Origin of the sequence: Mesorhizobium sp. C277A, assembly GCF_040324395.1 — a bacterium.
Classification (GTDB): domain Bacteria; phylum Pseudomonadota; class Alphaproteobacteria; order Rhizobiales; family Rhizobiaceae; genus Mesorhizobium.
Genome location: NZ_JAMYVW010000002.1, coordinates 1,493,933 through 1,520,037, shown reverse-complemented (window position 1 = coordinate 1,520,037; position 26,105 = coordinate 1,493,933). Strand labels below are relative to the sequence as shown.

The following is a 26,105-nucleotide window of genomic DNA, read 5'->3' as shown; positions in this document are numbered from 1 at the left end:
GAGCTTTCCTCGCCGCCGGTGGTAGGCGGGATACGCTGCCGGGAAAGCCCTCTTTTCGCATAGACGCGAACCTTGTGCTTTTCCATCTCAAGGCTGATTGGCGGCTGGATGCGCGCGCCGTCTTTCATATTCTGCCATCGGCCCGCGCGGAGCGTGGAATCAACGGCGGGGAAGCGGATGATGTTTCCTGTTTGCGCTCGCGTAGCGCAAGAAACGCTGCGAAGAGCATGATAGCCATGCCGATGATGTCGATCAGGCTAACCTCCTCGCCGTAGGTGATGATGCCAAGCACGACGGCAATCACGGGTGAGACGAAGGCAAATGCTCCGGCGCGCGAGGCGCCGATTTCGTGCAGGAGCTGGATAAAGAGTGTGTAGCCTATGAACGAACCAAACAGCACGAGGAACAGCCACCCGACCCAGGCCGGCCAGCCCCAATCGCCTTTTAGAGCCGCGGCCGCGCCTGGCTCCACAACGAGTGAGATGAGAATTAGGAATGCGCCCCCGAAAAGGGTGGTGAAGCCGGCGATGAAGTCCGATGAATATACCTCAAGAAGCGGCCGCGCGAGCACCGAACCCCATGCATAGATTACAGCTGCCGACGCCACCGCTGTCATCGCCAGCAGCCGGAGCCCCCTGCCCTGCTGGTCTGCGTGTGTCCAACTAGCATAGGCTTCGGGCCCGAACAGGACGCACAGACCGGCCGCACCGAGCAAAATCGCAAAGAGCCTGCGGCCGTCATAGCGTTCGTCCCCCAGAAGCAACGCAAAGCCAAGCAGCGTGACGGGGGTCAGCGAAAGCTCAAGAACAGCCGCGGTGCCCGTATCGATGTAGAGCATGCCCCAAAAGAGTGGGCCATAGCAAAGCGGAATCATAAACAACGTAACAACGAAAAGGCGCGGCCAACTCCTTTTCGCCACCCCTGGTAGAGCAGCGCCCCTTAGGCGCGTCGCACTGAGGATCAGCAAGCCGGCTACTGTAAAACGCGTGCCTGCGAACATCAGAGGCGGCACGGTGGCGATCCCTGCCTTGATACCGATCCACGTGGTGCCCCAGATCACACATAAAACCAAAAATGTCGCTGTGTTGCGGTTCATCGGAAGCAGCCTTCGCTGGGCGTTGTTGGTTCGTCGTAACGGCCACAAGACGTTTATTTCGTTACAACGGCCTCTTGCCAATACGGTTCCGCCAACCGATGTTTCCGGGATGGATTTTGCGAAGACTATCGTCGACATGCGCATGGTTGGCGGTCACGCCTGCCTGGACTTCGTCAACACGGTCGACGCGCGACGCGATGTATGGGGCCCAGACCTCTTGCAGACCTATGCCGACCTGGTCGTCTGGGCTGGACGTGCCGATTTGATCGACGTCGATGAGGCGCGAGCACTGCTCGCGGAGGCTTCCGCCCGCCCGCTCCTTGCGGAGGCGGCATTGGAAAAGGCCAAGATTTTGCGCGAGGCCGTTTACGCGGCTCTCCAGGCCGAGGCGGCAGGCGCCCGGGTGCCGGACGATGCCTTGCAAATCGTGCGCGATGCAGTCGCCCTAGCCCTGCCGAAGCGCTCGCTTTTCCCGTCCGGCGACCGCCTCGCTTGGCAGTGGACCGACGCAGCCAGTCTGAACACGATCGGCCACCGCGTGGCCTTTGAGACAGCCGAGTTTTTGGTGTCCAGGAATGACCGCCGCCGCGTGCGCGAGTGCACCGGGCCGAACTGCGGTTGGCTTTTCATTGACACCTCGCGTGGCGGGCGCAGGCGGTGGTGCTCGGATGAGAGCTGCGGCACACGCAGCCGGGTAAGGCGCTTCAGGGCAAAAGCCGCAGGGAACATGGCTCCCAACAGCAAGAATTAGTATCTGACGCCAGGCTTGGATGACCAACGCAGCATAGTTGGCTTCACGCTGTCCCTGTCGCTGTTTGTCCAACGAAGCTGGTCTCGCGAGCGACTGTGGCCAAGACTGTGGAGAACACAGCCGGCGCGGCAAGCCATCATCGCGTTCCAGAGCGGGTTGCTTCGGGGCCGCCTACCTCGCCACGCTTCGATCGGTCGATCTGCTCAAACTTGACGGGAACTCCGGTAGCGTTACGGCGTTTTTCTCAGTCCGAAACAAACAAGGATAGGTGCCATGGACTGGAACCGTGTCGAAGGCAATTGGAAGCAGGTAAAGGGCAAGGTCAAGGAACAGTGGGGCAAACTCACAGACGATGATCTGGACCGTATTGCCGGTAACCGCGATCAGTTGGAAGGCAAGATTCAGGAGCGCTACGGCATTGAGAAGGACCGCGCTCAGCGCGACATCGATGACTGGTATGGCCGGCAAGGCTGGTAGGTCGCCGGTTCCAAACTGAACTTGAAAAAGGGCTCCGAGAGGTACGGCGCCCTTTTTTGCCGCGCTTCCTGTCGCCTTTTCGTCTCACGACAATAGCGCTCACGGAGAGACGTGGAACCGCCAAAGGTGCCCGTCGTTATCTGGTTCTCGAAATTACATTGGGGGATTAGTTGGACAGAGACGACGCCTCAGCGATCGCAACTGGAGTTAGCGGGCTCGACTACATTCTTCGTGGCGGCTACGCCAGGAACCGCTCCCATCTTATCGAAGGGAAACCAGGTTCTGGAAAAACCACTCTTGGCCTCCAGTTTTTGATCGAGGGCGCCAAGAAAGGCGAGACATGCCTTTACATCACTTTGTCAGAAAGCAAGCGCGAACTGCTCTCGGTTGCTGGCCGTCACGGCTGGGACCTGAAGGCGGTGCAAATTCTTGAACTTGTGCCGCCGGAGCTCAGTTTCGATCCGGCGCAGCTACAGACCTTGATCCATTCCTCGGAATTGGAACTCGGCGAAACCGTGCAGTCTGCCATGGCCGAGATCGGACGCGTCAGACCCGATCGCGTGGTGTTCGATTCGCTCTCTGAAATTCGACTTTTATCGCAAGGGTCATTGCGGTATCGGCGCCAGGTGTTGGCATTGAAGAGCTTCTTCATGCTCAACAATGTGACGGTGCTTATGCTCGACGACCTGACGGCTGAGCAGGATGACCTCAATTTGCATTCGATCAGTCACGGCGTCATTCGGATGGAGCAGCTGTCGCCCGTCTATGGTGGAGAGCGTCGGCGGCTACGCGTGATCAAAATGCGCGGCGTGCAGATCCGGGGCGGCTTTCACGATTTCGTAATTCGCCCAGGCGGCGTTGTCGCCTATCCGCGGCTCGTTGCAGCCGAGCATGAGGTGGCCGAGCATGATACGCCGGCCATGAGCAACAACCGGATCGACACCCTGCTTGGCGGCGGGCTGGCCCGTGGTACCAGCACGATGCTGATGGGGCCGTCTGGCGTTGGCAAGTCTACCATTGCCTGCACCTATTGCTATGCCGCACTCGAGCGTGGCGAGCGTGTGCTGGTGCTTTTGTTTGACGAGACAAAGCGCATCTTCTTGGCGCGCGCCGCCGGGCTCGGCATGCACCTGGAGCCGTTTGCCGAGGACGGCACGCTGATGCTTGAATGTGTCAATCCGGCTGAGCTTTCACCAGGCGAATTATCTTCGCGCATCCAAGCGGCCGTCGAAGAATCCAATGTGCGGATCGTCGTGATCGACAGCCTAACCGGCTATCTCAATGCCATGTCCGAAGAACAGCATCTGGTGCTTCAGATGCACGAGATCCTCACCTATCTCAATCAGAAGGCAGTGGCGACGATCCTGCTGTTGGCCAATCACGGGCTGTTTGGGCAAACGGCAGCGCCGGTCGATATGACCTATCTCTGCGATTCCATCATGCTTCTACGCTTCTTCGAGAACGCAGGTCAGTTGAGACGCGCGATTTCGGTTGTCAAGAAACGTGTCGGCCCCCATGAAGAGACGATTCGTGAGTTTAAAATCGGCGGTAACGGCGTGGCCGTAGGTGAGCCACTGGAACAATTCCGCGGCATCCTGATGGGATCTCCGGAATTTGAAGGCAAGCAGACAGACCTTCTGAGGGACAAGGCGCTGTGATGTCGTCCAGCCCCGCCGTTCTCGTGCTGGCGCCGCTTGGCCGTGACGCGAGGATCGCGGCCTCCATCCTGGCTACAAACCAGATTGCCTCGCGTGTGTGCGGCAGCTTGGAAGAGGCAGTGCCGCTTCTCGACGAGGCTCAGTGCCTTGTCGTGGCCGAGGAGGCCCTGCTCAGTTCCGATCGAACGCAGTTTGCGGCCTGGCTTGAAGCCCAACCCGCATGGTCGGATTTTCCGATCGTGCTTCTGACGATGCGGGGGAACGAAGTCGACACGCGGATGGCATTTCTGGACCGCTATCTGATCGTGCTTGAACGGCCATTTCTGGCTTCGAGCCTCGCCAACTCGGTGCGCTCCGCCTTGCGTGCCCGCGCCCGCCAGCGTGAGGTCCAGTCCTACATCGAACAGAAGCGGGAGGTCGCCGATCGGCAGAAATTGCTCATCCGCGAGCTGCATCACCGCGTCAAGAACACGCTGGCCAACGTTCGCGCCATGATGGGCGCGACGGCCAAGTCGAGCGGCAACGTCGATGATTTCGTACGCGATTTTTCAGCCAGGCTCGTTTCCCTGGCCCAGACCCATTCGATGCTTACCGACGATTATTGGCAGACTGCCTCCCTGCACAAGCTGCTCGAAAGCGAGCTTGACCACTATGAGACGCGCGACAGGCCGCGTATCGTTATGGAAGGCCCGAACGTAGCGCTAGTCGCCGACATTGCGGTCCCCGTCGGGATGGCTTTCCACGAACTGGCCTCCAATTCGTCGAAGTTTGGCGCGCTTTCGCAAACGGGAGGCCGCCTTGATGTCCGCTGGTCGTTAGGCGGGTCCGGCGATACACAGATCGTCAATCTTGACTGGCGGGAACGAGATGGGCCGAAAGTCGAGCAGCCCAGTCGCCGGGGGTTTGGCACGACACTTCTGGAAAAAGTCGTGACCGTGCAATGCAACGCAAAGATCGAATTGAACTACCATCGTGACGGCTTGCAGTTCACCATGGCCTTGCCGTTGCGAAACACGCGCCTTGTGCCGGCTTACTGAGCGGCAACGGAAAGGCAGGCTGGGCGCCGCGATAGGGATTAACTGAGCGTCACTCGGCAGGCTGGTCTAGCGCTTTAGCCAAAACATCAGTTCCGAAAAAGACCGCCTCTATATCTCCCATATGCCTCTGCAACATTGCGAGAGCTCCGGCGTGGTCTATGCGGCCGACCTTGGTGATGAAGTCGAACTCGTGCCGCGGCGCTGTGACCCGGGTCATGCGTCCTAGACGAAACTTTGGGCTCCCGGAGCTCAGCTTTGTCGCCTTCGTGGTCACCCCCCGCCATTTTGATCACGATCTCGTTGATAGCCCGGATGCGCATCTGAATCATCTGCGACCCGTCGGGGTTCCGACTGGCGTCGTAAAAACCAAGAGGCCCGCAGGCAGGCTCGATCGACGGTCAGCTATCCCGAACAGCAAACGAAATCACCCTCGCCTTTGGCCAACCAACTTTCGCCAGATCACCTTCGCAATGCCTGCGGCCCCAGTACGGTCAGACAGCCCGCGCATCTGGCGGCCGAAGTGAGGCGCCGGGAACATACAACGTCGGTCGTTGTTTCTCTGATCAGGAGGAAAGATAATGGCAGACGATAAGAGCAAGCGTGATTTTCGAGATCGCAATCGTGTATCAGTCGATGAAGATTATGAGGTTCGCTATTTCGCCAAACAGCATCGTATCACGCCAGAACAGGTCCGCGAGCTAATCAGAGAACACGGCAACGACCGGAAGAGGCTCGAACGCGAGGCAAGAAAACGGGCTGATATCGGCTGATGGTCGCGACGCATCACGCGGCTTTTCGACGAGCGGGTCTGAAAGGCTGCGCGAGCGTGAAAACGTCTGGCCGGATGCCCGCCTCGACTTGCTTCCATGTGACCGGGTGGGCAATTGGGAAGCCGGGCCGCGCTCGCGGGGAAAAAGCGCCTATTGCGGTATTGCCCCGTCCGTTGCGGAGATAGTCGAGAAAGATCCGGCCTCCTCGGGCTGCGGGGTCAGCTGACAACAGGTATCGGTCAGGATCGGTATCAACCAGACGGTGGGCGAGCGACTTGGCCAGTTTCCGGGCGCTGTCATGGGTCATCTTCGCAACGAGCGGGGCCATCAAGTGGATGCCTTTGCCGCCAGTGACCTTTGGCCAGCTCTCCAAGCCTGCCGCTTCCAAGATGCCCCGTAGCGCCAGCGTGGCCTCGATCACAGCGTCCCATGGCACGCCTTCTCCGGGATCGAGGTCGAGGACGAGCCGGTCCGCATGTTCGATGTCTTCAATCGTCGCGTTCCAAGGATGAAGCTCAACGGCATCCATCTCGACCAAGCCAAGCAGACCATCCATGTCATCTATCCATACCCGAATGCCTTCGCCGCCTTCGCGCTTTTGAACGCGGAGCTGGTGCACGGACGCCGGTATCCGAGGTAGCGGTCCCTTGTGATAGAAGGTTGCGCCAGAGGCGTGGCGGACCAGCTTCAGCGGTCGCCGAACGAGATGAACTAGAACTTGATCAGCGACCCGCCGCCAATAGTCTGCCAGCTCTTCCTTGGAAGGTGCAACCGCATCGGGTAGCAGCTGGAGAATGTTCTCGCGCGGGACGCCGTGTTGTCCTTCCGACCTCCGCTTGGAGGGCGATGGAGGCTTGGGCGGGATTGCCTTAAGATCCTCGCGTAGTCCCTTGAAGACCGCCTCCCGCAAGATGCCGCGGTCAGACACGCCACTGAATTGTACCTCGGCAAGAACGTCTGGTTTGACCCATGTCGCCTTGGGCTTCTTGATCGGCTCCGACAGCGGTGACTTGGCGACAACAAGCGGATTAAGCCGCTCCCTAACGCGCCGGGCTGCGTCCAGCGTATAGCCGGTCTGGGCCTTCCCGGCATAAAGCAGCCGGTCGCCCTCTCGCCTGCCGATGTACAACGATGCGATGCGGCGCGGCTGCGCGCCAAGTTTCTCGACGAAAGCCACGATTGGAAAAGTGTCGCTCTTGACACATTTGACCTTGACCCAACTGGTCTGGACGCCCGAGCGGTAGTGAGCATCCGCTCGCTTCGATACGATTCCCTCTATGCCCATCCGGCAGGCATGGTCGAACATATCCTTGCCGTTCACCTCCAGATGCTCGGCATAAGTCAGGGTTGGCTCGGTTTCGGTCAGCAGCTTCTTCAGCGCAGCCTTGCGCTTCACTAACGGTTGTTCCCGTAGATCACGGCCATCGAGGTACAGGAGGTCGAAGGCGTAGAGAGTCATCCGCAGCGAACTTGGGTTGCCCAGCTCACGTTCCAGGGCTTGATAGTCCGGCAGGCCGGTGTCGCCCAGGACGACAGCTTCACCATCGATGATAGCGGATTTGACCGGCAAGCTTGCCGCGGCCTGAACAATCCTCTTGTAACGGTGGGACCAATCGTAGCCGCGACGCGTGAATGCTCGCGCCTTTCCGCCTTCAACGACCAGCTGCGTCCTGTAGCCGTCATATTTGATCTCGTGAAGCCAATCTCCGCCTTCGGGAGCTTTCTCGACCAGTGTGGGCGATTGGAACTCGATGAACGAAAGCCGGTCAATGGCACTGGTCATATGCTCGCGACTCCAGGAATCGCGACTCAAGCCCCAGCGCCCCTGTCGGTTCCGAGCCTTTTAGAAGAATTGCATCGCGACGATTGGTTATCCGCCTCACTTGTTGATGTGGCGGCGCAGCAGAGTGATGTTGCGATTGTTCGCCTTAAAATAGACGTCGAAGATCGAGCCGAGAATTGGGACACTTCCTACGAGCGTATCCAGCAGCACGTTGCCTAGCATGCGGGCGACCAACCCATTTCCGGCACCGACGTTTCGAGCTCGCAAGACGATGTAGGCCGAGACAATGCCCGTCGCCGCATCTCCGAGTACGGGGACCAGACCTACGAGCGCATCCAGTCCAAAACGAATTGATGTGCCTGGAATGCGCCAGCGGGAATCGAGTAGCGCGGCCAATAGATCCAACTCGGCAAGTACGTTTGCTGTATCACCACCGTGACCGCCCTGCCCGATCATGCCAACTCGCGCGCCAGTACGATTTAGTATCTCTCCCTGATGGATAGCCGTCACCTTAGATATCGCTTTGACCGCCTGAATTCGCTTGCGTCCTGTGCGATGGCACGTCGTCGAGCAAGGTCGTCTCACCGGAGCTTTTCGGCGCCTCAACGGGCAATTCACCAGTAGGCGTCATTTTGCTGACGGCCTCAGGCAAATCTCGCGTGATCCGGCTTATGAGCTCCTCGCGCGAAAGGCCGGTCTGCATCGAGAGGGAAGTCAGGGTGTCTTCGTCTATGGCTGCTTCCACCTCGCTTGGCTGGATCGGCTCGTTCGGCCCGGTGCCTACCCACGAATCGACCTTCGATCCGGCGCCTGCCCCTCTGAACCGGTCGAGAATATCGCCAAGCGCGGTCCCCGAAACGCCTTTTGAAAGCTGATCCAGAATCCCGCCTTGCGGATCATTTGGGTTGCGATCACCCGCTCCACGGATCATGTCGCCGATCTTGTCGCGATTTTGGTATGCCAAGACGCCGAGCATCGCGATCGCCAATTTTCCCAGGTTAGCCATTGGTACCTCCACTGTTCAATGGACAAGGGCTCAACATCACAAAAGTTCCGACTGGCGACGATCTAATTGAATAAGGGCTGGCGTATCGACACAGACATGAGCGGTGCTGCCTAACCGGCTTGTTTCCGTTTGCGGTGCGGCTTCGGCCTCGCAGACGTTGATCGTGCAAAGCTCGTTGCCTGCCTGATCGCGCATGCGCACTAACCATCCGGTCATATCGTCATCGCCCAGATCAGCCAACAGGCCGATTCCGCAACGGATCGCTTCGGCGCGAGCGTCCTCAAAACTTGGCGTCTCGGCAGGCGGAACCTAGCGAGCCTGGTCGCCGTCGCGATAGTACAACGTATAAGCGAGATGGATTCCACGCGCTGCCTTAGAGTATGGAACTACCACCCTCATCTTTGACGGGGGTTTGGCCAAACAGCGAACATCACTAGGCCTAAGACGATCGATCGAGGTCGACTCGCGCGACGGCGTAGGCGCCAAGCGAGATGCTTTGATCATCCAGCGGTCTTGCGGAACTTTCCATGAAGTCGGGATCGGTTGCCGCCCGCTCGAACTGCTCGGCGCCGAGAAGAGCAATGCGGGCGCTGCTCGGCGAATCCGAAAGCCGCACAGATTGCGTCTTGGCGGTAAGGTTAGCGACCCACAGGGTCACGCGGCGATCTTTTTCAGCCGCGATCGTGGCGACGCCGTCAGCGCCGGCAGTTCCTACCGACAGCAAGGTGGCTCCGCCGAGCTTTGAGAGACCAGCCAAGACATGGAAAGCGGGATAGACCGTTGGGCCATCCTGCTGATCATACCATGGCTGCACGAAATCAGCCTTCCTATGGATTTGGCCAAAGGGGCCGGCGAAGTCACCGAACGCGACGGCCTCGATTCCTTCGCGAGCGCAGGCCGCGAAATATCCGACAGTCCAAGCCGCATTGAACAGCCCGCGCTGACGAGGATCAATGCGCGATAGACAGACGCGAGCGTTCGCTTCATTCGGCGCAGTGGATTTTCCGTATGGGTTCTCACGGCAGCCGAGCTGGATGGGACCGATACGCAGTGGCAAGCGTTCCCCCATGAAAGCATGCGCGGAACGGATTAGATGGGGGATTGCCTGAAGTGTCTCCATCACCGAGACATCATCTACGGCGTGCACGCTTGGACAGGTGGTGAAGGTCACGTAGTCGAGCGCTTCGGCTGGCGGACGCTTGCGGTTGAGTTCGGTGAAGTAAGCGGCCATGCCGCCGCCCAGCGCGATGCCCGGGAAAGCCCGGCGAGCGGCGGAGTAGCTTTCGTGGAAGCTGGGCATAGTCGGCCACGGTGCTCCCGGCTGTACGGATGTCATGTCCTGCGCCGGAAAGACGGAGACAGCTTCTAGTTTGAGGCCGAGTGAGTGGACAGCATCCGCGACCGGCGCCAATTCGCCGAATGGATCGCGCGTGCCCTTGGTGATAATCTCGAGGACCACTCCAGCGCCGGTCAGCCGTGCGAGCGCGGCGTAGCTTTCTAGTTCGTCCTGGCCGTGTGCGATCCGGAGATCGACCTGGCAGACCATCCACTGGGGAGCCATTCGTCGTAGGAGCTCGGGGGTTTCGAGCGCGTGCTTTGCCTCGTCGGCGGCGACGCCGACGCCAGTGCGGGGCACTCGGCCGACCGGTCCGCCGATGGTCAGGTTGATGAGTGGATTGCGATTTTCAGACGTCCCGGTAGGGAGCGTTCCTGACACGTGAAGCCGGACGGCCTGCGTGAATTTCTGGCCCTTGGGCAGTCTGTAAGGCCACGGGCGACGCAGAGGGCGGACATATGTTTTATACGAGGCGTCAGACCAATTGCGTTGGTCCTCCATCTCATAGGCATCACCCTCCATGGCGCATGTCGCCCAGATCCCAGGCGCGATCTCGTGCGACAACGCCCGGATGTCGGTGAACGGACATTTTGGATCGATGTGGTCCGGAAAGAACGATAGCTCGTCGTGACCATCCTCATGCAGCACCTTTATCGGCTTGCCGGCTAAGCCCTCGATCGGATGAAGGACGACGAAGCCGGTCCGATTCGTCAAAACGTCAGTCTCGGGCTCTGCCTCCGCCACAAACGACAGCGCACCATCGCCACGGCCTGAGACGCGCGCCCGGTAAACCAGGCGGCCGGATGTTGCGGCACATGTTGCACGGTATTCAATGGCGAACGCATCCGGCCTCTCGTCGATCCGCAGATCATCGAGAACGGGGGTACATGTTCCCCAGTTTTCGTCCCGTACAAGAAACGAGATTCCGCGCAAGACCTCGATCGTCCCGATGCGGATGTAACGCAAGGCGCCATTGTCGAACGCGACCGACAAGGATCCGGCGCGCAGCGTGCGCAGCGGTGCCTCGAGCTGTTCGGTGCCACACAAGCGGACTGCCAGGGAAGCTGTCGAGGTCAAATTGCCCGCTCCGTCGTGGCGTCGAAGATCGAGGCCCGGTTCATGTTGATGTCGATCGCAAGCTTCTCGCCCGGACGGCTGACATCGTGCGCCTGCAGCTCAGCCATCACCGGCGCGCCGGCCAGTCGGAATGTCGCGTAACTGCGCGAGCCGGTCGGCTGCAGCAGGTCGATCGTTGCCTCATAGCGAAACGTGCCCTGCTCCGGCGTTGCAGTGTGCGCACGAGTGAGGTGTTCTGGCCTTAACCCGAGCAGCACCTGCTGTCCGTCCGCGACGCCCTTCAGCCCCCTGCCGGGCGCTAAGGGTAGCAGTGCATCTGCGAGCCGGATGGCAGCGGCGCCTGCGTCCAAGGCAAGGGTGCCTGGCAGGAAGCTCATCCGCGGCGAACCCAGGAACCCAGCGACGAACGTTGAGGCCGGGTGCTCGAACAACTCGAGTGGCGCGCCCTGCTGCTCTATCGACCCGTCGCGCATCAGCACGATACGGTCAGCCAACGTCATCGCTTCGATCTGGTCATGGGTGACGTAGATCATCGTTGTCGCAATGTCCTGGTGAAGGCGTTTGATTTCGCCGCGCATTTCGTCGCGAAGCTGTGCGTCGAGGTTGGACAGCGGCTCGTCGAACAGAAAGATGCGGGGGTTGCGGACTATGGCGCGGCCGATGGCGACGCGCTGGCGCTGGCCACCGGATAATTGGCGCGGAAAACGCCCCAGCAAGGGAGTGATGCCAAGCATGCGTGCCGCCTCGGCCACGCGCACCTCGACCTCTGGCTTCGGCATCTTGCGAGCCTTGAGGCCGAAGCCAATGTTCTTGGCCACGCTCATATGCGGATAGAGCGCATAATCTTGAAACACCATTGCCACGTCGCGATCGCGCGGCCGGAAATCATTGACCACCTCGCCGCCGATCTCGATCGTGCCTTCCGATATCTCCTCCAGGCCGGCGATGGTCCGGAGCAGCGTGGACTTGCCGCAGCCGGACGGTCCAACCAGGACGGTGAACTCGCCGTCGCGGATGTGGAGGTCAATGCCGCGCACGGCATGGAACGCGCCGTAGCGCTTGTGCAAGCCGGTAATTTTGACTTCGGCCATGCGGGAGCTTTCCTAACCGCGAACGGCGCCGAGCGTCAGCCCGCGCACCAGATGACGTTGAGCAAGGACCCCGAGGGCGATCGATGGCACAAGGGAGACGATGGCAAGGGCCGCGGCTTCGCCATATTGCGCGCCCTGGAAGCCGATGAAGGCGCGGAAGACCGTTGGCAGTGTAAAGGCAGTTCGGCTGGTCAAGATCAGAGCGAAGAAGAACTCCGTCCAGCATGCAATGAAGGCGAAGACAGCCGCCGCGACGATGCCCGGTGCTGCGAGCGGCACGGCAACGCGCCAGAACGCCTCCCATCTCGTGCAGCCATCGACGAGGGCCGCCTCCTCCATCGACTTCGGCATGCCGCGGAAATAGGCGAACATCATCCACACCGAGACCGGCAGCGTGAAGACCGTATAGGCGATGATCAGGCCGACATGAGTGTCGTAGAGCCCGACCTGGCGATAGATCAGGAACACCGGCAGCACGATCCCGATCGGCGGCAAAAAGCGCTGCGACAGCACCCAGAAAGACAGATGCTTGCCGCCGGTGTCGTAGCGCGCCAGGCTATAGGCCATCAGCGTGCCGAGCAGCGCCGAAAGCACCGTGGCCGAAAGCGAAATAATCAGGCTGTTGATGAGCCCGTCGAGACCACGATAGGCGAACAGCGCAGCTTTGTAGTGGACAAGCGTCGGAGCGGCGGGGAACCAGACAGGCGGTACGGTGAGGTAGTCGTCGCTGGGCTTGATGGAGGTGTTGAACATCCAGTAGAGCGGCCACAGCACGAACACCAGGAAGAACCCCAGCAGCAGAATTCGGCCGATCGGCAACGACCGGCGTTTCCTGCGGCGGGCGGGCGCGACGGCGGCCATCAGACCGGTTCTACCTTCAAGAGCCGACGCACCAGCAACGTCACGATGAGCGCCGTAAAGATCAGGAACAGCCAACTTCCTGCTGTTGCCTGCGACAGATGAAACTGTGTGAAGCCGATGGTATAAAGATAATAGGAGGCCGTGTAGGTTTGTGTTCCCGGGCCACCCCCTGTCATGATGAAAATGGTATCGAACATACGGATTGCGTCGAGCAGACGGAAGGTCAGCGCCAGCAGCATCATCGGCCCGAGATGCGGGAGCGTGATCGCCCAAAAAACCTGCCAGGCGTTGACGCCGTCGAGTTCTGCCGCCTCATAGAGATTGGGTGGGATTGCGGTCAGCCCGGCGAGCAGGATGACGAACATGAACGGCGTCCACTGCCAGACATCGGCGATGATCAGCGAGACGTAGAGCCACGGGCGCTCCGTCATCCAGCCGATCGTAACCTCCTGCCCCAATAGTTGCGTCAGGATATAGTTCGTCGGTCCGAAAGGCCGCTGTAAAAGCAGCGTCCAGGCTTGGCCGACGATGACCGGGCTGATGAACAGCGGCACGATCAGGATCGACATGATCACACCGCGGCCCGGAAAGCTGCGCACCATTGTCAGCGCCACCAAGAGGCCGAGAACGAATTCTATAGCGACGCTGATGCCCGACAGCGATGCTGTCAGCAACAGGGACCAACGTGCTACGGGATCGAACACGACCCGCTCGAAGTTCTTCAATCCGACAAAGGCGTGGCCCGGCACCTGGAAGTCGTAGTTGATGAAGGATACCACCAGCGAGAACAGAAGCGGATAGATCGACAGTGCCAATATCAGCAGCACAGCGGGGGCGACCAGCAGCCACTTGAAATGACGGTCAGCCCATTGGGCAAAGGCAGACAGCCGGGGCGGTGCGCCGGCGGCCTTCAAATGGCGGATCGTGGCTGTGGGCTGCATAGGCGTATCCAATCGCCGCTTAGCGGGGAGGTGTTGCGAGCCAAGCGCCCGCAACACCAATTGCTCCAGAGAGTCCGCCTCCCTTCAGAGGGTGACCGCCATGCCAAGTTTTTCCACCGTGTTGTCGGCGGTGGCGCCAGGCAGTTTCAAGAACTCGGTGTAGAAGCCCTTCTGCGAATCCACACCCAGTCGGTCGGTCGTCTCGTTCCACTCGGCGGCCGCCGTTTCAAGCGACGCCTTCGGATCCGCACCAGCCCACACCGCCGTGCACATGCGATCGATGCTCAAGAAGTAGTCCTGCGCGCCTGGCATGATCGGGTCGAGCAGACCGACGTTTGCCGAGTTGTTGAGGTTGGCAAGGTACTCCTTGGCACTCGGGAAGAGCGCGCCGTAGAGCTCGGACTTGAAGTGCGAGATGCGGTACGGGTCGCGTAGCGCGTAGGGCAGCATGCAACGTGCCAGCGAGACGGGTGGCGAGCATACCCACTGCATGAACAGATACGCCGCCTCAGGGTTGGGCGAGTCGGCCGACAGTGCCTTGTTGTAGCCGGTGGCATGTTCCGGATTTCCCGGAACCACGGCATAGCCGACCTTGCCGGCGATTTGGGACTGCGGAATGAAGTTGATTGCCGTGGCCGACTGCGAATAGTTCGCCGCCATACGGCCGCTAGGAGGCCAGGAATAGATCATCGCGACTTTGCCGGTCAGGAAAGCCGCCCACAAGGAGACGGCGTCGAGCTCGTTGTTGCCGGGGATCGAGGCCTTGTTTGCGGCGAGCATGTTTGTCAGCGTCTTGACGCCGGCATCCGAAACCAAACCTGCCTTCATGTCGTCGCCGAAGAGTTTTCCGCCGTTGGCCCGGTACTGCTGCAGAAAGTCGAACTGATTGCCGGGGCTGCCCGCCTTGCGGAAATGTCCCGCGCCATAGACCTTTGGCGCCATCTGGTCGGTGATGAACTGGGCGATCTGGGCATATTCTTCCCATGTCTTGGGCGGTCCAAGCTTGGCGTTGAACTTCGCCTGGTAAGCCTCCATCATTTTCGGATCCTCGAAAATGTCCTTGCGGTAGTAGAGAGCGAACATGTCGCCGTCGTCGAAGAATCCCCAGATCTTGCCCTTGTAGGTCGGCAGCGCCTTGTACAGGGGATGATAGTCCTCGAGGTCTGCCGGGTTCATGTATTTGGCGATGTAGTCGTCTAGCGGGGCGATGACGCCGCCATCGGCAAGCGACGGCGTCCAGGCCGGCGAGATGTCGAGGACGTCATAGGCACCCGAGCCGGCGATGTGCTCGGCGACCGCCTTGGAGTACTGGTCCGGGTTCGACAGCTCGACGACATTCGACTTCATCCCGGTAAGCTGCTCCCACATCGGCCCGCTGAAATTGCGCGGGTCGAGTGCCTGCAGGCCAGCCTCGTAGGTCATGTTGAGGGTGACGCCCGAATGCGCCTTGGCCGCCTCCGCCGCGCGAAAGGCGGAACCGTCCGCAGGCCCTTCCTTCGATGCTTTCAGGGCTGCGGCCTGCGCCTGGCCGAGCGGCGACGTGCCGTCCGCCAATTCCAATGTTTGCTGCGCCAGCGCCCAATCGGTCATCATCCCCAGCAGCGGGCCGGACACGGCCAACATGCCGGTCATCTGACCGAAGCGGGTGATGAAAGTTCGGCGGGTGGTTTCGCCGCGCATGAAGGCGTCGACCTCTGCTTCGAGACCTGCCTGAAAGTCACGTTTTTCACGATCGTTCATAGTGCTTGGTCCTCCCATTTTCCTTTTGCTTCACTCGTCCGCCGGCGCAGCGGTCAAGCATTTCCTCCCGTAAGGTCGCCGCAAACAGGCCGCGGCGGCGCGCCGAAAATCAGTGTCCTCCTAGGTTCCAAAGCGGGCGGCGAGCCCAGACAGCCTGGTCTTCCACAGCTCGCTCGAAAGCACCTCGCGATTGACCACGCCGCGCGGCTCGCGACCGCGCTGCACCTCCATTACCGCTTTGACGTCCGCGGCACCGTTGCCGGCAAAGCACTGGTCGGTCCAGCAAAGCGCGTGCGGCGCCAGGATGACATTGTCGAGTTTGAGGATCGCATCGTCTGCGTCGGGAGGCTCTTGTTCCAGCACGTCTAGACCGGCGCCGGCGATGCGGCGCTCCTGCAGTGCTTGCGTCAGCGCTTTCTGGTCGACGATCGGGCCGCGCGCGGTGTTGATCAGGTAAGCTGTCGGCTTCATCAGGGCGATCCGCTCGGCATTGACGATGTGGTGGGTCTGGGGCGACAGGGGGCAACTCACCGACAGCACGTCGGCGCGGCGAAACAGATCCTCCAGCCCTACCAGCTCGACGCCCAGGTCGGCAGCGACCCCCTTGTCGGCAAACGGGTCATGGGCGATGAATTGCATGTCAAAGGGCTTCGCCAAGCGGAAGACCTCGGCACCGATGTTGCCGATGCCCAGCGACCCAAGCGTACGCCCGACGAGGCCGACCCCCATATGTTCGGAGCGCTTCTCAAAACCAACAGACCCTTTGCGGGTGAGCGCGTCCTTTGTCAGCAGCTTGCCGGTCAGCGCCAGCATGAAGGTGACGACGGATACGGCGACGGGCCGTCGCACGCCATCGGGCGTGATGACCAAGGCAATACCGGCTGCGGTGCATGCCTCAACGTCGACAGTGTCGTAGCCGACCCCGAAGCGGGCAACGACGGCCAGGCGGCCGCTCCTGGGGACACTCGTGGCATCGAAACGATGGGCGAGGAGGATCAGCGCATCGAAATCCTCAAGTTGGTCGGCGCGAAGCGGACTGTTTGACTCCAGGAACACCATCTCGACACCTGTCGCATTGCGCAGCGGCTCCAGATCGAAATCTGGGTAGGTCGGCGAGCCGTCCGGCCTGCGGAAATCACCGGAAAGCGCCACCCTGAATTTCACGCTGTCCATCGTCTCCTCCGCTCCTATTGGCACCCGGCCCGGATCTTGGAAACCGCGTCGGCGATCGCGTCGTGCAGGACCCAAACGTCGCCTGAATAACAAATGAAATCGAAGCCCTGTGCGTAGAACTCGTGTCCCTGGGCGACGTTGGGCACCAAGCGTCCAAGCGATTTGTTGTGCTTCTTGGCGGCGGCAACGATTTTGGCCATTGCAGCAGTGAAAGTGGGGTGGGCGAAGCCGCCAGGAATGCCGAGCGAGACGGACAGATCGAAATGTCCGACCCACAGACAATCGACCCCGTCCAGTCCCGCGATGCCGTCAATGTTCTTGACGCCGTCGGCGGTCTCGATCAGGCAGATGAACGTCGAGCGCTTGTTGGCGGCCTCGAATTTGTCAGCGACCGCGCCCGGACGGTAACGGTCATGAGCGATCTGCAGCGCCACGCCGCGGGCGCCGGCAGGGTGGTATTTCATGGAGTTGATGATGTGCTGCGCCTGTTCGACGCTGCTCACCATCGGCGCGATCAGGCCTTCGGCGCCCATGTCCATGGCGCGGGCGAGGAAATGGTAGTCCTGCGACGGCACACGCACCATGACCGGCAGATCGGCCGCCTCGAAATAACGGATCGCACTCTTCAGCGTTTCCAAGCTAAATCCCGAATGCTCCATGTCGAAAAAGACGAAATCGCAGCCAGCGGACTTCAGGATGTGACCGATTCCCGGCGTGGCGAACTCGGCGACGAGCGTACCGAGCTTGACCCGCCTGTGAGAAGCTAACGCCCTGAGACTTGGCTCCGACATGCACTTCCTCCCGTTCGCCCCAATGGGCCAATCCGCCTTTGTTCGCTTCAATGCGTGGCTTCAAGAACGAGGTCGCAGGTCGTCACCAACTTGGTCACGACGAGCGGCGCGCTCTGCGTATTGAATTCGTCGAAATGAGCGGTGCGGCAGTGGTCCTCGAATGCGGCCTCGCTATCGTAAATCTCATAGAGCAGGACCCGATCCAGTTCGCCGCGCGCCTCCGTCACGTCAAAGCGGCGACAGCCGGCCTCGGTGCGCATCGAGGCGGTCGCATTGGCGTCGACAAGTTCTCGGAATCTGTCCCGGGCACCAGGCCTCAGGCGGAAATCGACCCAGACGACAAATCCGGTCATCACTTGGGCCTCGCAAGTTGCAGATACCGCTTGGCCACATATTCGAGATGGCTGCGCATGGCCGTCTCTGACGCGTCTGGATCGCGCGCGGCGACGGCCTCGAAGATTTCGCGATGAGCCTGGTAGGCCTTGCGGTCTTCACCCTTGGCCAATGTGGTGCGACGCTGTTCGAGCAACCATTCAGCCAAGGCCGCGTGAATAGCTGTAAAGATCCGATTGCGGGTGATTACCGCCAGCACGTAATGGAAGTCTACGTCCGTGCGCTCGAAGCGCGCCAGATCGCCGATCGACTGCCGGTTGAGTTCGAGCGCCTCCTTGAGGCTGTCAATGTCTTCCGGGGTAGCATGCACAGCGGCGTTGCGGGCAAGACCGACCTCGAAAAACAAGCGCGCGCTCTGGAAGTCGTGAACCCCTCCCGGCGCCGAAATCATGTGCCGAGCCGGCCCTGAAAGGGCGTCAATCACGAATTGAGGAGTGGGTCGAGTGACGCGGGCACGCTCCCCCGATTTTACCTCGACAAGGCCCATTTTGCTCAGATGCAGCAGCGCCTCACGGATGGAAGGCCGCCCTACCCCGAACTGCCGCATGAGTTCCCGTTCAGATGGGAGACGGTCGGCTTCGGCCAACTCTCCCTCTCGGATCATCCGTTCGAGGTGCGCTGCCACCTCGTCCGAAAGCTTCCGCTGCTTGATCAGAACTCCGATCATGTGGCATACCTGTTATACCAATCAGGTACGTTATGATCCCATAGCACCCTTGTCAACGATGTCTAAGCATCCGGTAGCCGAGCCGTTTAATCACTCCGCCGAGGCGTCCTTTGCACACGCCTTCAACGTCTTCACCAAGGATATCGGTGACTTGAGGAGCGCGAGCACACTCTGCTCGGTGTTCCGATCGGGGACCGTCTTCGAACCCTGGGTCGGGTGGTCAGTTTCAACTGCGGTGTGGACCGCAGTGAGTGCCACCGGACCGTGTGCTGGCCGAGACCTACCCAACCGCCTGCTTATGAGCTGCAACATGAGCCCTCGATGGCAAAGTAGACCTCGACCTGAGCAAGACCCGCGAATGGAAGTGGGGTTCACAGCCGAGGCGGAAAACGCGAACTCTCGCTGGTGGACCCATTTGGCAATACGCCTGCTCCATCTCGTAATCTTTTTGCGCCGCCGCAATGCCGCAAAGGAAGGTGGTGTCGGGTCAGTTCTCTCTAGGCTCCAGAGCGCTCGTCACGTTGTGCCCATCCTCGTGCGGTGGGCGGCCGCCGCTTGAGGATGCGCATTTGAAACTGGTTTTCTCAAGATCTTTTAGTCCTGAGGGCCTCAGGCGGGGGCGCTTGCCATTTAGTTATCGTCACCTGCAAATGCCGAACCCGCACTCGACGCCAATCTACGCGCTGGCCAGTTTGCGACATCTGGTTTCGGCGATTCCGCTTTCAGTAGCGACGATCATGCTGGACGGCTGATATGAGGCGCGTTCCCGCCTGGCAGCTTAGGGGCAGCAAGCAGGACGTCGGCTTTCTTGCCTCGACCTGGCCTAAGCAGTCATTCAATTCGTGGCCTCAAGCAGCTCATCCACGCTCCTCCTGACGCGGCGTGCCATCCAGCCGATGTCGGGCTGATGTGCGTGGACGGCAGTCGTCCTTTGACCACCGCTTCTGGCGGCGCCGATTGGCGAGCCGCCTCGCCATCATTAGCTATGGAACGGAAAAGAAACCATTCAGCATCAGACTACCGCTTTTCGACGCACCTTTTCGAATATGTCGGAACGAGCGCTTGTCGCGCAGCCCACGATGCCCCCCATTGGTGAACCGGTTCCATGAAGAGTCTGACAATACGCCACCGCATCCTCGTCAGTTTCGCAGCCGTTCTGGTGGTCATGTCCGTGATAGCCCTCATCGCGTACGCCTGGTTTCTTCAGGCGGGGGAGGAGGCGACTGAGGTCGAGAAGGGCATCCTTCCGGACCTTTATCACAGTACCGAGATCATGACGGGCCAGATGGCGGCCCATAGTCTGCTTCAGGAATATGCCCTTCAGGACAACCCCTCAGACAGAAGCACGGTTGAAAACGCGATCACGACCAATCGCAACCAGGTGCAGCGGTCGATGGACGACTATGAGGCAACGATCGTCTCCGATATCGACAAGCAGAATTATGCAGCCGTCAAACAACTCGCCAACCAATTCCGTCTGGCTGAAACTGCTGTGCTGGAAACAAGCCGGGCTGCCTTGTCGAAAGGTGAAACTCCCAATGAAAGCCCAGCTATCAAGAACGAAGTAGAGCCGATCTTTGTAAAATTGCAGTCCGCTCTGCAGGCCATGGTTGAGGATCACAGAGGCGAGGCAAACAGCGCGACGCAGCGGATCAGCTCGATCGTCAGAACGGCCGAAGTCGGTTTGAGCGTTGGCTTGTTGATAGCCCTCGGGCTAGCCCTTCTTTTGGGTTACCAGCTGTTTCGCGCCATTACAGGTCCGCTCACCCGTTTGGTCGACGCGGTTCAATTGATGCGGCAAGGCGACTTCAGCGAACGGCTCGATCTGAGGCGCCGAGACGAATTCAGCGTGCTTGCCGACGGCTTCAACGCAATGGCGGACGATCTCACAACCCTCATTGGTCAGGTTCAAAGGTCCAGCATACAGGTCGGCACGTCGATAACTGAGATCGCCGCCACCTCCAAGCAACAGCAGGCAACTGCGACTGAAATCGCAGCGACCACAACAGAAATCCGAGCGACAGCCAAGGAAATCTCCGCCACATCAAACGAACTGGTCCGCACGATGAACGAGGTCTCCACAGTTGCCGAACAAACCGCTGCCGTGGCTGGCGGGGGGCAAGCGGGGCTGACCCGTATGGAAGAAACCATGCAGCAGGTCATGGAAGCGGCTGGCGCGATCAATTCCAAACTGGCGATCCTGAGCGAGAAAGCCGGCAGCATCAATCAGGTGGTGACGACCATCACCAAAGTGGCCGATCAGACGAACCTGTTGTCGCTCAACGCTTCCATCGAGGCGGAGAAGGCAGGCCAATATGGCCGGGGTTTTGCAGTGGTGGCGACGGAAATCCGAAGGCTCGCGGACCAGACAGCTGTCTCCACCTACGATATCGAGCAAATGGTCAAGGACATCCAGTCGGCAGTCGCGGCCGGGGTGATGGGCATGGACAAGTTTTCCGAGCAGGTCCGTCGGGGTATGCAGGACATCCAGCAGGTCGGCGGGCAACTCTTCGAGATCATTCAGCAGGTTCAGGGGCTGGTGCCACGTTTCGAAGTCGCCAATGAAGGCATGCAAGCACAGGCGACCGGCGCGGGGCAGATCAGCGACACGCTAACCCAGCTAAGCGAGGCAGCTCAGCAAACAGTCGAGTCCCTTCAGCAATCGACGCTCGCGATCGAGGAGCTCAATCAAGTCTCAGGCGGCATGCGAAGTAGCATATCGAGGTTCAAGCTACGAGCATAGCGAGCCGGCAGTAGGATGTGACAATGCTATTCCTCGCCTTCAGCATGGGTCCGGATCGCTACTTGATCGATGTCCACAAAATTGAAGAGGTGCTGCCCTATATCGACGTGAAAGTTCTTCCGGGTGCGCCAACTGGTGTGGTGGGTTTGGTCAGCTATAACGGAATACCCATCCCCCTGATCGATGTCACCCTTCTTGCGCTTGGCCGACCATCGGAGCGCCTGTTGAGCACCCGGATCGTTGTGACGCGCTATCCGGCGGATGATGGCGAGCGACGCCTGCTGGGGCTGATCGCGGAACGGGTGACGGATACGATCGAGCGAGACCCGGCCGATTTCGCGCCGTTCGGACTGGAACCAGGAACCCCGCCCTATCTTGGGCCGGTGGCTTCCGATGGTTCGGAGATCATTCAGTGGGTCAAAGTGGAAGCGCTGCTTTCGGAAGAGATTCGTACCGCATTGCTCCGCCAGGCGGCAATAGGTGATCAATGACCGGAGCAATAGAAAAGCTCCTGACGGAAACGATTGGACTGGACAGTGCCAGCGTTGGTCCGACAGTGGTTCGTCAGGCGGTCAGAGAACGGATGGAAGCATGCCGGATAACCAACCCTGAGGCCTATAGGCAACACTTGGCCGGTTCCTCGCAGGAGCTGCAGGAGCTGATCAATGCGGTGGTGATCCCAGAGACCTGGTTCTTTCGCGACCGAGAAGCGTTCACGATGCTGGCGCGGCATGCGCGCGCGCACAAGCCTGCTCAGCCGATAAGAATCCTGAGCCTGCCATGTTCAACCGGCGAAGAGGCTTACTCGGTCGCCATGGCCATGTTCGATGCCGGCTTTGAGGCGCATGAGTTCAAGATCGATGGCGTGGACGTCAGCAGCCGCAATATCGCGACGGCTGAACACGCCATCTATGGCCGCAATTCGTTTCGCGGCAGCCATTTAGAATTCAAGGATCGCTATTTCGAAGCGGCCGAGGGCGGGTTGCGGCCTGTTGCTGGGGTGCTGAAACAGGTTCGGTTCATGGTAGGAAACTTGTTCGGTTCTCACGCGCCTTTCGGGCAAGAGGTCTATGACATCCTGCTTTGCCGCAATTTGCTGATCTATTTCAATCGAGAGCTGCAGGATCGCGCATTGATCTGCCTGAAGGACCTGCTGGCCAAAGATGGACTTCTTCTGGTCGGTCCGGCGGAAGCAGCTCTTCCAAGGGTGCATGGCTTTCTTTCCGCTGAATGGCCATTGGCCTTCGCCTTTCTGAAATCGGAGCCCGTCAAGACCACGGCGCCGAAGGTTTCGGCCGCCGTCCCGGTGCGGACGCCAAGCCCTAAGGTCAAAAAGAGCGAGCCTCTTCGTCCGTTCCGACCGACAATTGGCAATGAAGGCCGCGGGCAGGCTCAGGCCAAGCCGCTTGCACGCGCCTCGGAAAGCCTCATCGCGGTTGAACGGATCGCCAATGCAGGACGCGTAAAGGAGGCACAGGAGGTCGCCCTGGCGCATCTCAGGGAGTTCGGTCCTTCCGCAGAAATCTTCTACCTGCTGGGCCTCGTCCAGGATGCGGATGGTTCTGCACCCGAAGCCGCGCAAAGTTATCGCAAGGCGCTCTATCTCGCGCCAAATCATCGAGAAGCTCTTGTCCATCTGGCCTTGCTGCTTAGCAAGCAAGGCGACCATAACGGCGCCGAGGCGCTGGCCGGCCGGCTGGGTCGGGTCCAGAAAAGGAGCGGCAGTTGATGGCGGCTTCGACAAGGATCGCTCAGCCGGTGGAGGAGATCGAAATCAACGACTGCTGGCGGCAAATAGGCGTACGGGGTGACAAGTCATGTCCGCTACTAGAGCAGCATCTCCACTGCCGCAATTGCCCGACCTACAAGAAGATCGCACGACGCCTCCTCGACCGTGCAGCTCCCTCGGCATCTCGCGACGAATGGCCTGACAACGCTGGTCGTGCAGGGATCGATTCGGCAGACAGCGACGCGCTGCAGACGGCCGTTCTCTTCCGTTTGGGGGAGGAATGGCTGGCACTTCCGGTCGGTATTTTTCATGAAGTGGCTGAATCTCGTCGCGTTCATTCACTTCCACATCGCAGGAACAGTGCACTGCTCGGCATTGCGAATGTCCGTGGTGAATTGCTCATTTGCCTGTCCCTGGCCGAATTGCTCGGGATAGACGAGCGCAAGGAAGGGGAACAAGGCACACGAACCAAGGTATTTCGCCGCCTTGTCGTGGTAGGCGAGCGCGACAAGCGGGTTGCTTTTATGGTTGATGAGATCCACGGCTTACATCGGTACCAGGAACGCGACACTCTCGCTGTTCCGGCCATGATTGGCAAGGCACTGTCGGCCGCTACGGTTGCCGTGCTGCCATGGCAAGGACGAGCCGTTGGCTGTCTCGATCCACGACAACTGCTCACGATGCTGGATCGGAGCATCGCATGACAGATGAAGACTTCAGCCAGGTTTCGATGCTCAGCCTCTTCCAGGCCGAACTGGAGACGCAGTCACGGGCTCTAACCTCTGGACTTCTGGCACTCGAACGCGATCCTATCGCCGCCGACGCCCTGGAAGCATGCATGCGTGCCGCGCATTCTCTGAAAGGAGCTGCCCGCATCATCGACCTGATGCCCGCAGTCAAAGTTGCAAATGCGATGGAAGACTGCCTGGTCGCAGCGCAACGCGGGCATCTGAGGGTGCGACGGGAGCATATAGATGCGCTTCTGCAAGGTTCTGACCTTTTGAAATTGATCGCATCGGGATCATCGAGCGAGAGCGCCAACTCAGAAGTCGAAACCTTTCTCGCGAAGTTCGAGGGGTTGTCCCTCCCCCAGGCAAAGCCCGGGCCCCAAGATTCTGCAGCTGATTTCGCAACTCATCATGCCCAGGAGCAACTGGCGACGACCTCTTCAGCGAACCTCCTCGTTGGGGCGGTACCGCAAGCCCACGGCAGCATCGGCTCTGATAGAATGGTTCGGGTGACGGCAGACAGCCTGAACCGATTGCTCGGGCTGGCTGGCGAGTCGCTGATGGAAGCTCGGCGGCTCAGGCCATTCGCTGACGGGCTGCTACGGCTGAAGCGACTTCAATCGGACCTCGCAAGTGCATTCGACAATCTTCATGCAGTGCTGCCGCCGGTTTCAAACGATGCGGCGGTGGTGGAGGCGCTGGCTGAAGCGCAGCGAAAGCTTCGGTTGAGCCAAGCGTTCCTGGCGCAGCGTTTCGATGAGTTGGATTCAGTGGATCGGAAAGCGACCGATCTTGCCAACAGATTGTACGACGAAACGTTGGCGAGCCGGATGCGGCCTTTTGAGGACGGCGTGCGACACTATGCGAGAATGATCCGCGACCTCGGTCGTACCCTTGGCAAGCGGGTGCGACTGGAGATCGTAGGCGGCTCGACCGGCATCGACCGCGATATCCTCGAGCAGCTCGATGCCCCTTTGGGGCACCTTCTGCGCAACGCTGTAGACCATGGGCTTGAACCGCCTGAGGAGCGCCTCGCGATGGGCAAACCCGAAGAGGGGCTCATCAGGCTCGAAGCGAGGCACAATGCCGGGCTGCTGCAGATAGCCGTGGTGGACGACGGCAGGGGGATAGAGCTCTCGAAGCTGCGCGAGACCGTCGTCGCCCGGCAACTTGCAACCAGGGAAAGTGCTGAAACACTCAGCGAAAGCGAATTGCTCGCATTTCTGTTTCTGCCAGGCTTTTCCATGAAAGCGGGCCTTACCGACGTCTCAGGTCGCGGTGTGGGGCTCGATGCAGTGCAAGCCATGACGAAGGAAGTCCGGGGAGTCGCAAGCGTCTCCTCAGAATTTGGCCACGGAACCCGATTTCAACTGCAATTGCCGCTGACATTGTCGGTCCTGCGCACGCTGCTCGTCGATGTCGATGGAGAGCCCTATGCTTTTCCACTCGCTGCCATTTCCAAGACTTTGAAACTGCAGCGGACGGAGATCAACGTCCTGCAGGGCCGGCCGCATTTTCGATTGAACGATCGACAGATCGGGCTGGTCACCGCTCGCGAGGTGCTCGATCGAGGTGAGCCCGGATCGGAACCGAACGAACTATCGGTCGTCGTCGTGGATGCGGGTCGGGGCGATGCGTACGGCCTGATCGTTGACCGTTTTCTCGGGGAACGCGAGTTAGTGATCAGACCTCTCGATACACGGTTTGCCAAGATCAAGGACATCAGCGCAGCGGCCCTGATGGAAGACGGTTCGCCTGTTCTGATCTTCGACGTCGACGATCTGATCCGATCGGTGGAAAAGCTTGCATCGTCCAGCGGATTTCGAGCTCTTCGGCGCGCCGCGGGCGGTCCCGAAGCGAGCAGGCGCAAGCGCGTGCTCGTGATTGACGATTCACTGACGGTTCGCGAACTCCAGCGCAAAATGCTCGGCAACTACGGTTATGAGGTCGAAGTGGCGGTAGACGGCATGGACGGGTGGAATGCCGTCCGGTCTGGTCCTTTCGATCTCGTCGTCACCGACATCGACATGCCTCGCATGGATGGCATCGAGCTGGTGAGTTTGATCAGAAAGGACGCTGATCTCAAGAACACACCCATTATGATCGTTTCATACAAGGATCGGGAAGAAGATCGCGCGCGCGGGCTCGACGCAGGTGCGGACTATTATCTGACCAAGAGTAGTTTTCAGGACGAGGCGCTGATCCATGCCGTCGTGGACATGATTGGCGAGGCGGCTGAATGAGATCGAGATTGGAA

Annotated in this window: 24 protein-coding genes and 1 pseudogene; 11 read left to right on the top strand and 14 right to left on the bottom strand. The window is 59.9% G+C overall.

The genetic code is table 11. From position 1 onward, the window contains the following. Positions 1-124: 124 nt before the first annotated feature. Positions 125-1,096 (bottom strand): DMT family transporter, encoded by a 972-nt coding sequence (locus NKK52_RS07570; RefSeq protein ID WP_023682264.1) that lies wholly within the window; start codon positions 1,094-1,096, stop codon positions 125-127. Between NKK52_RS07570 and NKK52_RS07565 the strand changes: the two genes are divergently transcribed. The 5 genes from NKK52_RS07565 (at position 1,083) to NKK52_RS07545 (ending at position 5,789) form a co-directional block, all read left to right on the top strand. After that, complete coding sequence (locus tag NKK52_RS07565) at positions 1,083-1,847, top strand: CGNR zinc finger domain-containing protein (protein ID WP_156932491.1); 765 nt, start codon at positions 1,083-1,085, stop codon at positions 1,845-1,847. The genes NKK52_RS07570 and NKK52_RS07565 overlap by 14 nt on opposite strands. 273 nt (positions 1,848-2,120) lie before the next feature. Beyond that, positions 2,121-2,324 carry a CsbD family protein gene (locus tag NKK52_RS07560; protein ID WP_023682266.1) on the top strand — a complete coding sequence of 68 codons (204 nt, stop codon included), beginning with the start codon at positions 2,121-2,123 and terminating at the stop codon, positions 2,322-2,324. Between the two features lie 170 nt (positions 2,325-2,494). Next, entirely contained in the window at positions 2,495-3,982 is a 1,488-nt protein-coding gene (locus tag NKK52_RS07555; protein ID WP_023682267.1) for an ATPase domain-containing protein, read from the top strand. Continuing rightward, complete coding sequence (locus NKK52_RS07550; protein ID WP_023746308.1) at positions 3,982-5,019, top strand: sensor histidine kinase; 1,038 nt, start codon at positions 3,982-3,984, stop codon at positions 5,017-5,019. The genes NKK52_RS07555 and NKK52_RS07550 overlap by 1 nt, the downstream gene beginning before the upstream one ends. Before the next feature lie 578 nt (positions 5,020-5,597). Continuing rightward, complete coding sequence (locus NKK52_RS07545) at positions 5,598-5,789, top strand: DUF3606 domain-containing protein (RefSeq protein ID WP_023715431.1); 192 nt, start codon at positions 5,598-5,600, stop codon at positions 5,787-5,789. Between the two features lie 13 nt (positions 5,790-5,802). Here the strand turns inward: NKK52_RS07545 and ligD are convergent, their stop codons facing one another. The 13 genes and pseudogenes from ligD to nanR form a co-directional block, all read right to left on the bottom strand. Beyond that, positions 5,803-7,572 carry a DNA ligase D gene (ligD, locus tag NKK52_RS07540; RefSeq protein WP_023682269.1) on the bottom strand — a complete coding sequence of 590 codons (1,770 nt, stop codon included), beginning with the start codon at positions 7,570-7,572 and terminating at the stop codon, positions 5,803-5,805. 96 nt (positions 7,573-7,668) lie between these two features. After that, complete coding sequence (locus tag NKK52_RS07535) at positions 7,669-8,028, bottom strand: DUF4112 domain-containing protein (RefSeq protein WP_032911339.1); 360 nt, start codon at positions 8,026-8,028, stop codon at positions 7,669-7,671. A gap of 55 nt (positions 8,029-8,083) precedes the next feature. Beyond that, positions 8,084-8,578: a YidB family protein gene (locus NKK52_RS07530; RefSeq protein WP_023682271.1), complete on the bottom strand. Its 495-nt coding sequence runs from the start codon at positions 8,576-8,578 to the stop codon at positions 8,084-8,086. A 36-nt stretch (positions 8,579-8,614) separates the two neighbouring features. Further along, positions 8,615-8,863 (bottom strand): annotated as a pseudogene (locus tag NKK52_RS07525) (hypothetical protein); the annotation flags it as partial. A gap of 154 nt (positions 8,864-9,017) precedes the next feature. After that, positions 9,018-10,991 (bottom strand): D-apionate lactonase family protein, encoded by a 1,974-nt coding sequence (locus NKK52_RS07520; protein WP_023682272.1) that lies wholly within the window; start codon positions 10,989-10,991, stop codon positions 9,018-9,020. Continuing rightward, positions 10,988-12,082: an ABC transporter ATP-binding protein gene (locus NKK52_RS07515; protein WP_023682273.1), complete on the bottom strand. Its 1,095-nt coding sequence runs from the start codon at positions 12,080-12,082 to the stop codon at positions 10,988-10,990. Before NKK52_RS07515 ends, NKK52_RS07520 begins: the two co-directional genes overlap by 4 nt. A 12-nt stretch (positions 12,083-12,094) precedes the next feature. Then, complete coding sequence (locus NKK52_RS07510) at positions 12,095-12,943, bottom strand: carbohydrate ABC transporter permease (RefSeq protein WP_023827582.1); 849 nt, start codon at positions 12,941-12,943, stop codon at positions 12,095-12,097. Further along, on the bottom strand, positions 12,943-13,941 hold the full coding sequence (locus NKK52_RS07505) for a carbohydrate ABC transporter permease (protein ID WP_245260451.1): 999 nt from the start codon (positions 13,939-13,941) through the stop codon (positions 12,943-12,945). The genes NKK52_RS07510 and NKK52_RS07505 overlap by 1 nt, the downstream gene beginning before the upstream one ends. A gap of 27 nt (positions 13,942-13,968) precedes the next feature. After that, positions 13,969-15,624: an extracellular solute-binding protein gene (locus NKK52_RS07500; RefSeq protein WP_023682276.1), complete on the bottom strand. Its 1,656-nt coding sequence runs from the start codon at positions 15,622-15,624 to the stop codon at positions 13,969-13,971. Positions 15,625-15,744: 120 nt separating this feature from the next. Next, positions 15,745-16,797, bottom strand: coding sequence for an NAD(P)-dependent oxidoreductase (locus NKK52_RS07495; protein ID WP_023682277.1), 1,053 nt, complete (start codon positions 16,795-16,797; stop codon positions 15,745-15,747). A gap of 14 nt (positions 16,798-16,811) precedes the next feature. Continuing rightward, positions 16,812-17,639: an HpcH/HpaI aldolase family protein gene (locus NKK52_RS07490; RefSeq protein WP_245263055.1), complete on the bottom strand. Its 828-nt coding sequence runs from the start codon at positions 17,637-17,639 to the stop codon at positions 16,812-16,814. Continuing rightward, positions 17,636-17,941 carry a putative quinol monooxygenase gene (locus NKK52_RS07485; protein ID WP_023669450.1) on the bottom strand — a complete coding sequence of 102 codons (306 nt, stop codon included), beginning with the start codon at positions 17,939-17,941 and terminating at the stop codon, positions 17,636-17,638. The genes NKK52_RS07490 and NKK52_RS07485 overlap by 4 nt, the downstream gene beginning before the upstream one ends. Then, the gene (gene nanR, locus NKK52_RS07480) at positions 17,941-18,648 is read right to left on the bottom strand and encodes a transcriptional regulator NanR (RefSeq protein ID WP_023682279.1); all 708 of its coding nucleotides are present in this window, start codon (positions 18,646-18,648) and stop codon (positions 17,941-17,943) included. The genes NKK52_RS07485 and nanR overlap by 1 nt, the downstream gene beginning before the upstream one ends. Positions 18,649-19,217: 569 nt before the next feature. Here nanR and NKK52_RS07475 point away from each other — a divergent pair. The 6 genes from NKK52_RS07475 to NKK52_RS07450 all read left to right on the top strand — a co-directional run bounded on the left by NKK52_RS07475 (position 19,218) and on the right by NKK52_RS07450 (position 26,091). Then, positions 19,218-19,400, top strand: a complete 183-nt coding sequence (locus NKK52_RS07475) for a hypothetical protein (protein WP_155923174.1) — start codon at positions 19,218-19,220, stop codon at positions 19,398-19,400. Positions 19,401-19,753: 353 nt separating this feature from the next. Then, positions 19,754-21,391, top strand: a complete 1,638-nt coding sequence (locus tag NKK52_RS07470; protein WP_023682282.1) for a methyl-accepting chemotaxis protein — start codon at positions 19,754-19,756, stop codon at positions 21,389-21,391. Positions 21,392-21,414: 23 nt separating this feature from the next. Continuing rightward, complete coding sequence (locus NKK52_RS07465) at positions 21,415-21,882, top strand: chemotaxis protein CheW (RefSeq protein WP_023669446.1); 468 nt, start codon at positions 21,415-21,417, stop codon at positions 21,880-21,882. Then, a complete protein-coding gene (locus tag NKK52_RS07460; protein ID WP_023682283.1) occupies positions 21,879-23,120 on the top strand; it encodes a CheR family methyltransferase in 1,242 nt (413 codons plus the stop codon). Before NKK52_RS07465 ends, NKK52_RS07460 begins: the two co-directional genes overlap by 4 nt. Then, positions 23,120-23,824, top strand: coding sequence for a chemotaxis protein CheW (locus NKK52_RS07455; protein ID WP_023819373.1), 705 nt, complete (start codon positions 23,120-23,122; stop codon positions 23,822-23,824). The genes NKK52_RS07460 and NKK52_RS07455 overlap by 1 nt, the downstream gene beginning before the upstream one ends. Further along, positions 23,821-26,091 carry a hybrid sensor histidine kinase/response regulator gene (locus NKK52_RS07450; protein ID WP_023682286.1) on the top strand — a complete coding sequence of 757 codons (2,271 nt, stop codon included), beginning with the start codon at positions 23,821-23,823 and terminating at the stop codon, positions 26,089-26,091. Before NKK52_RS07455 ends, NKK52_RS07450 begins: the two co-directional genes overlap by 4 nt. Positions 26,092-26,105: the final 14 nt, after the last annotated feature.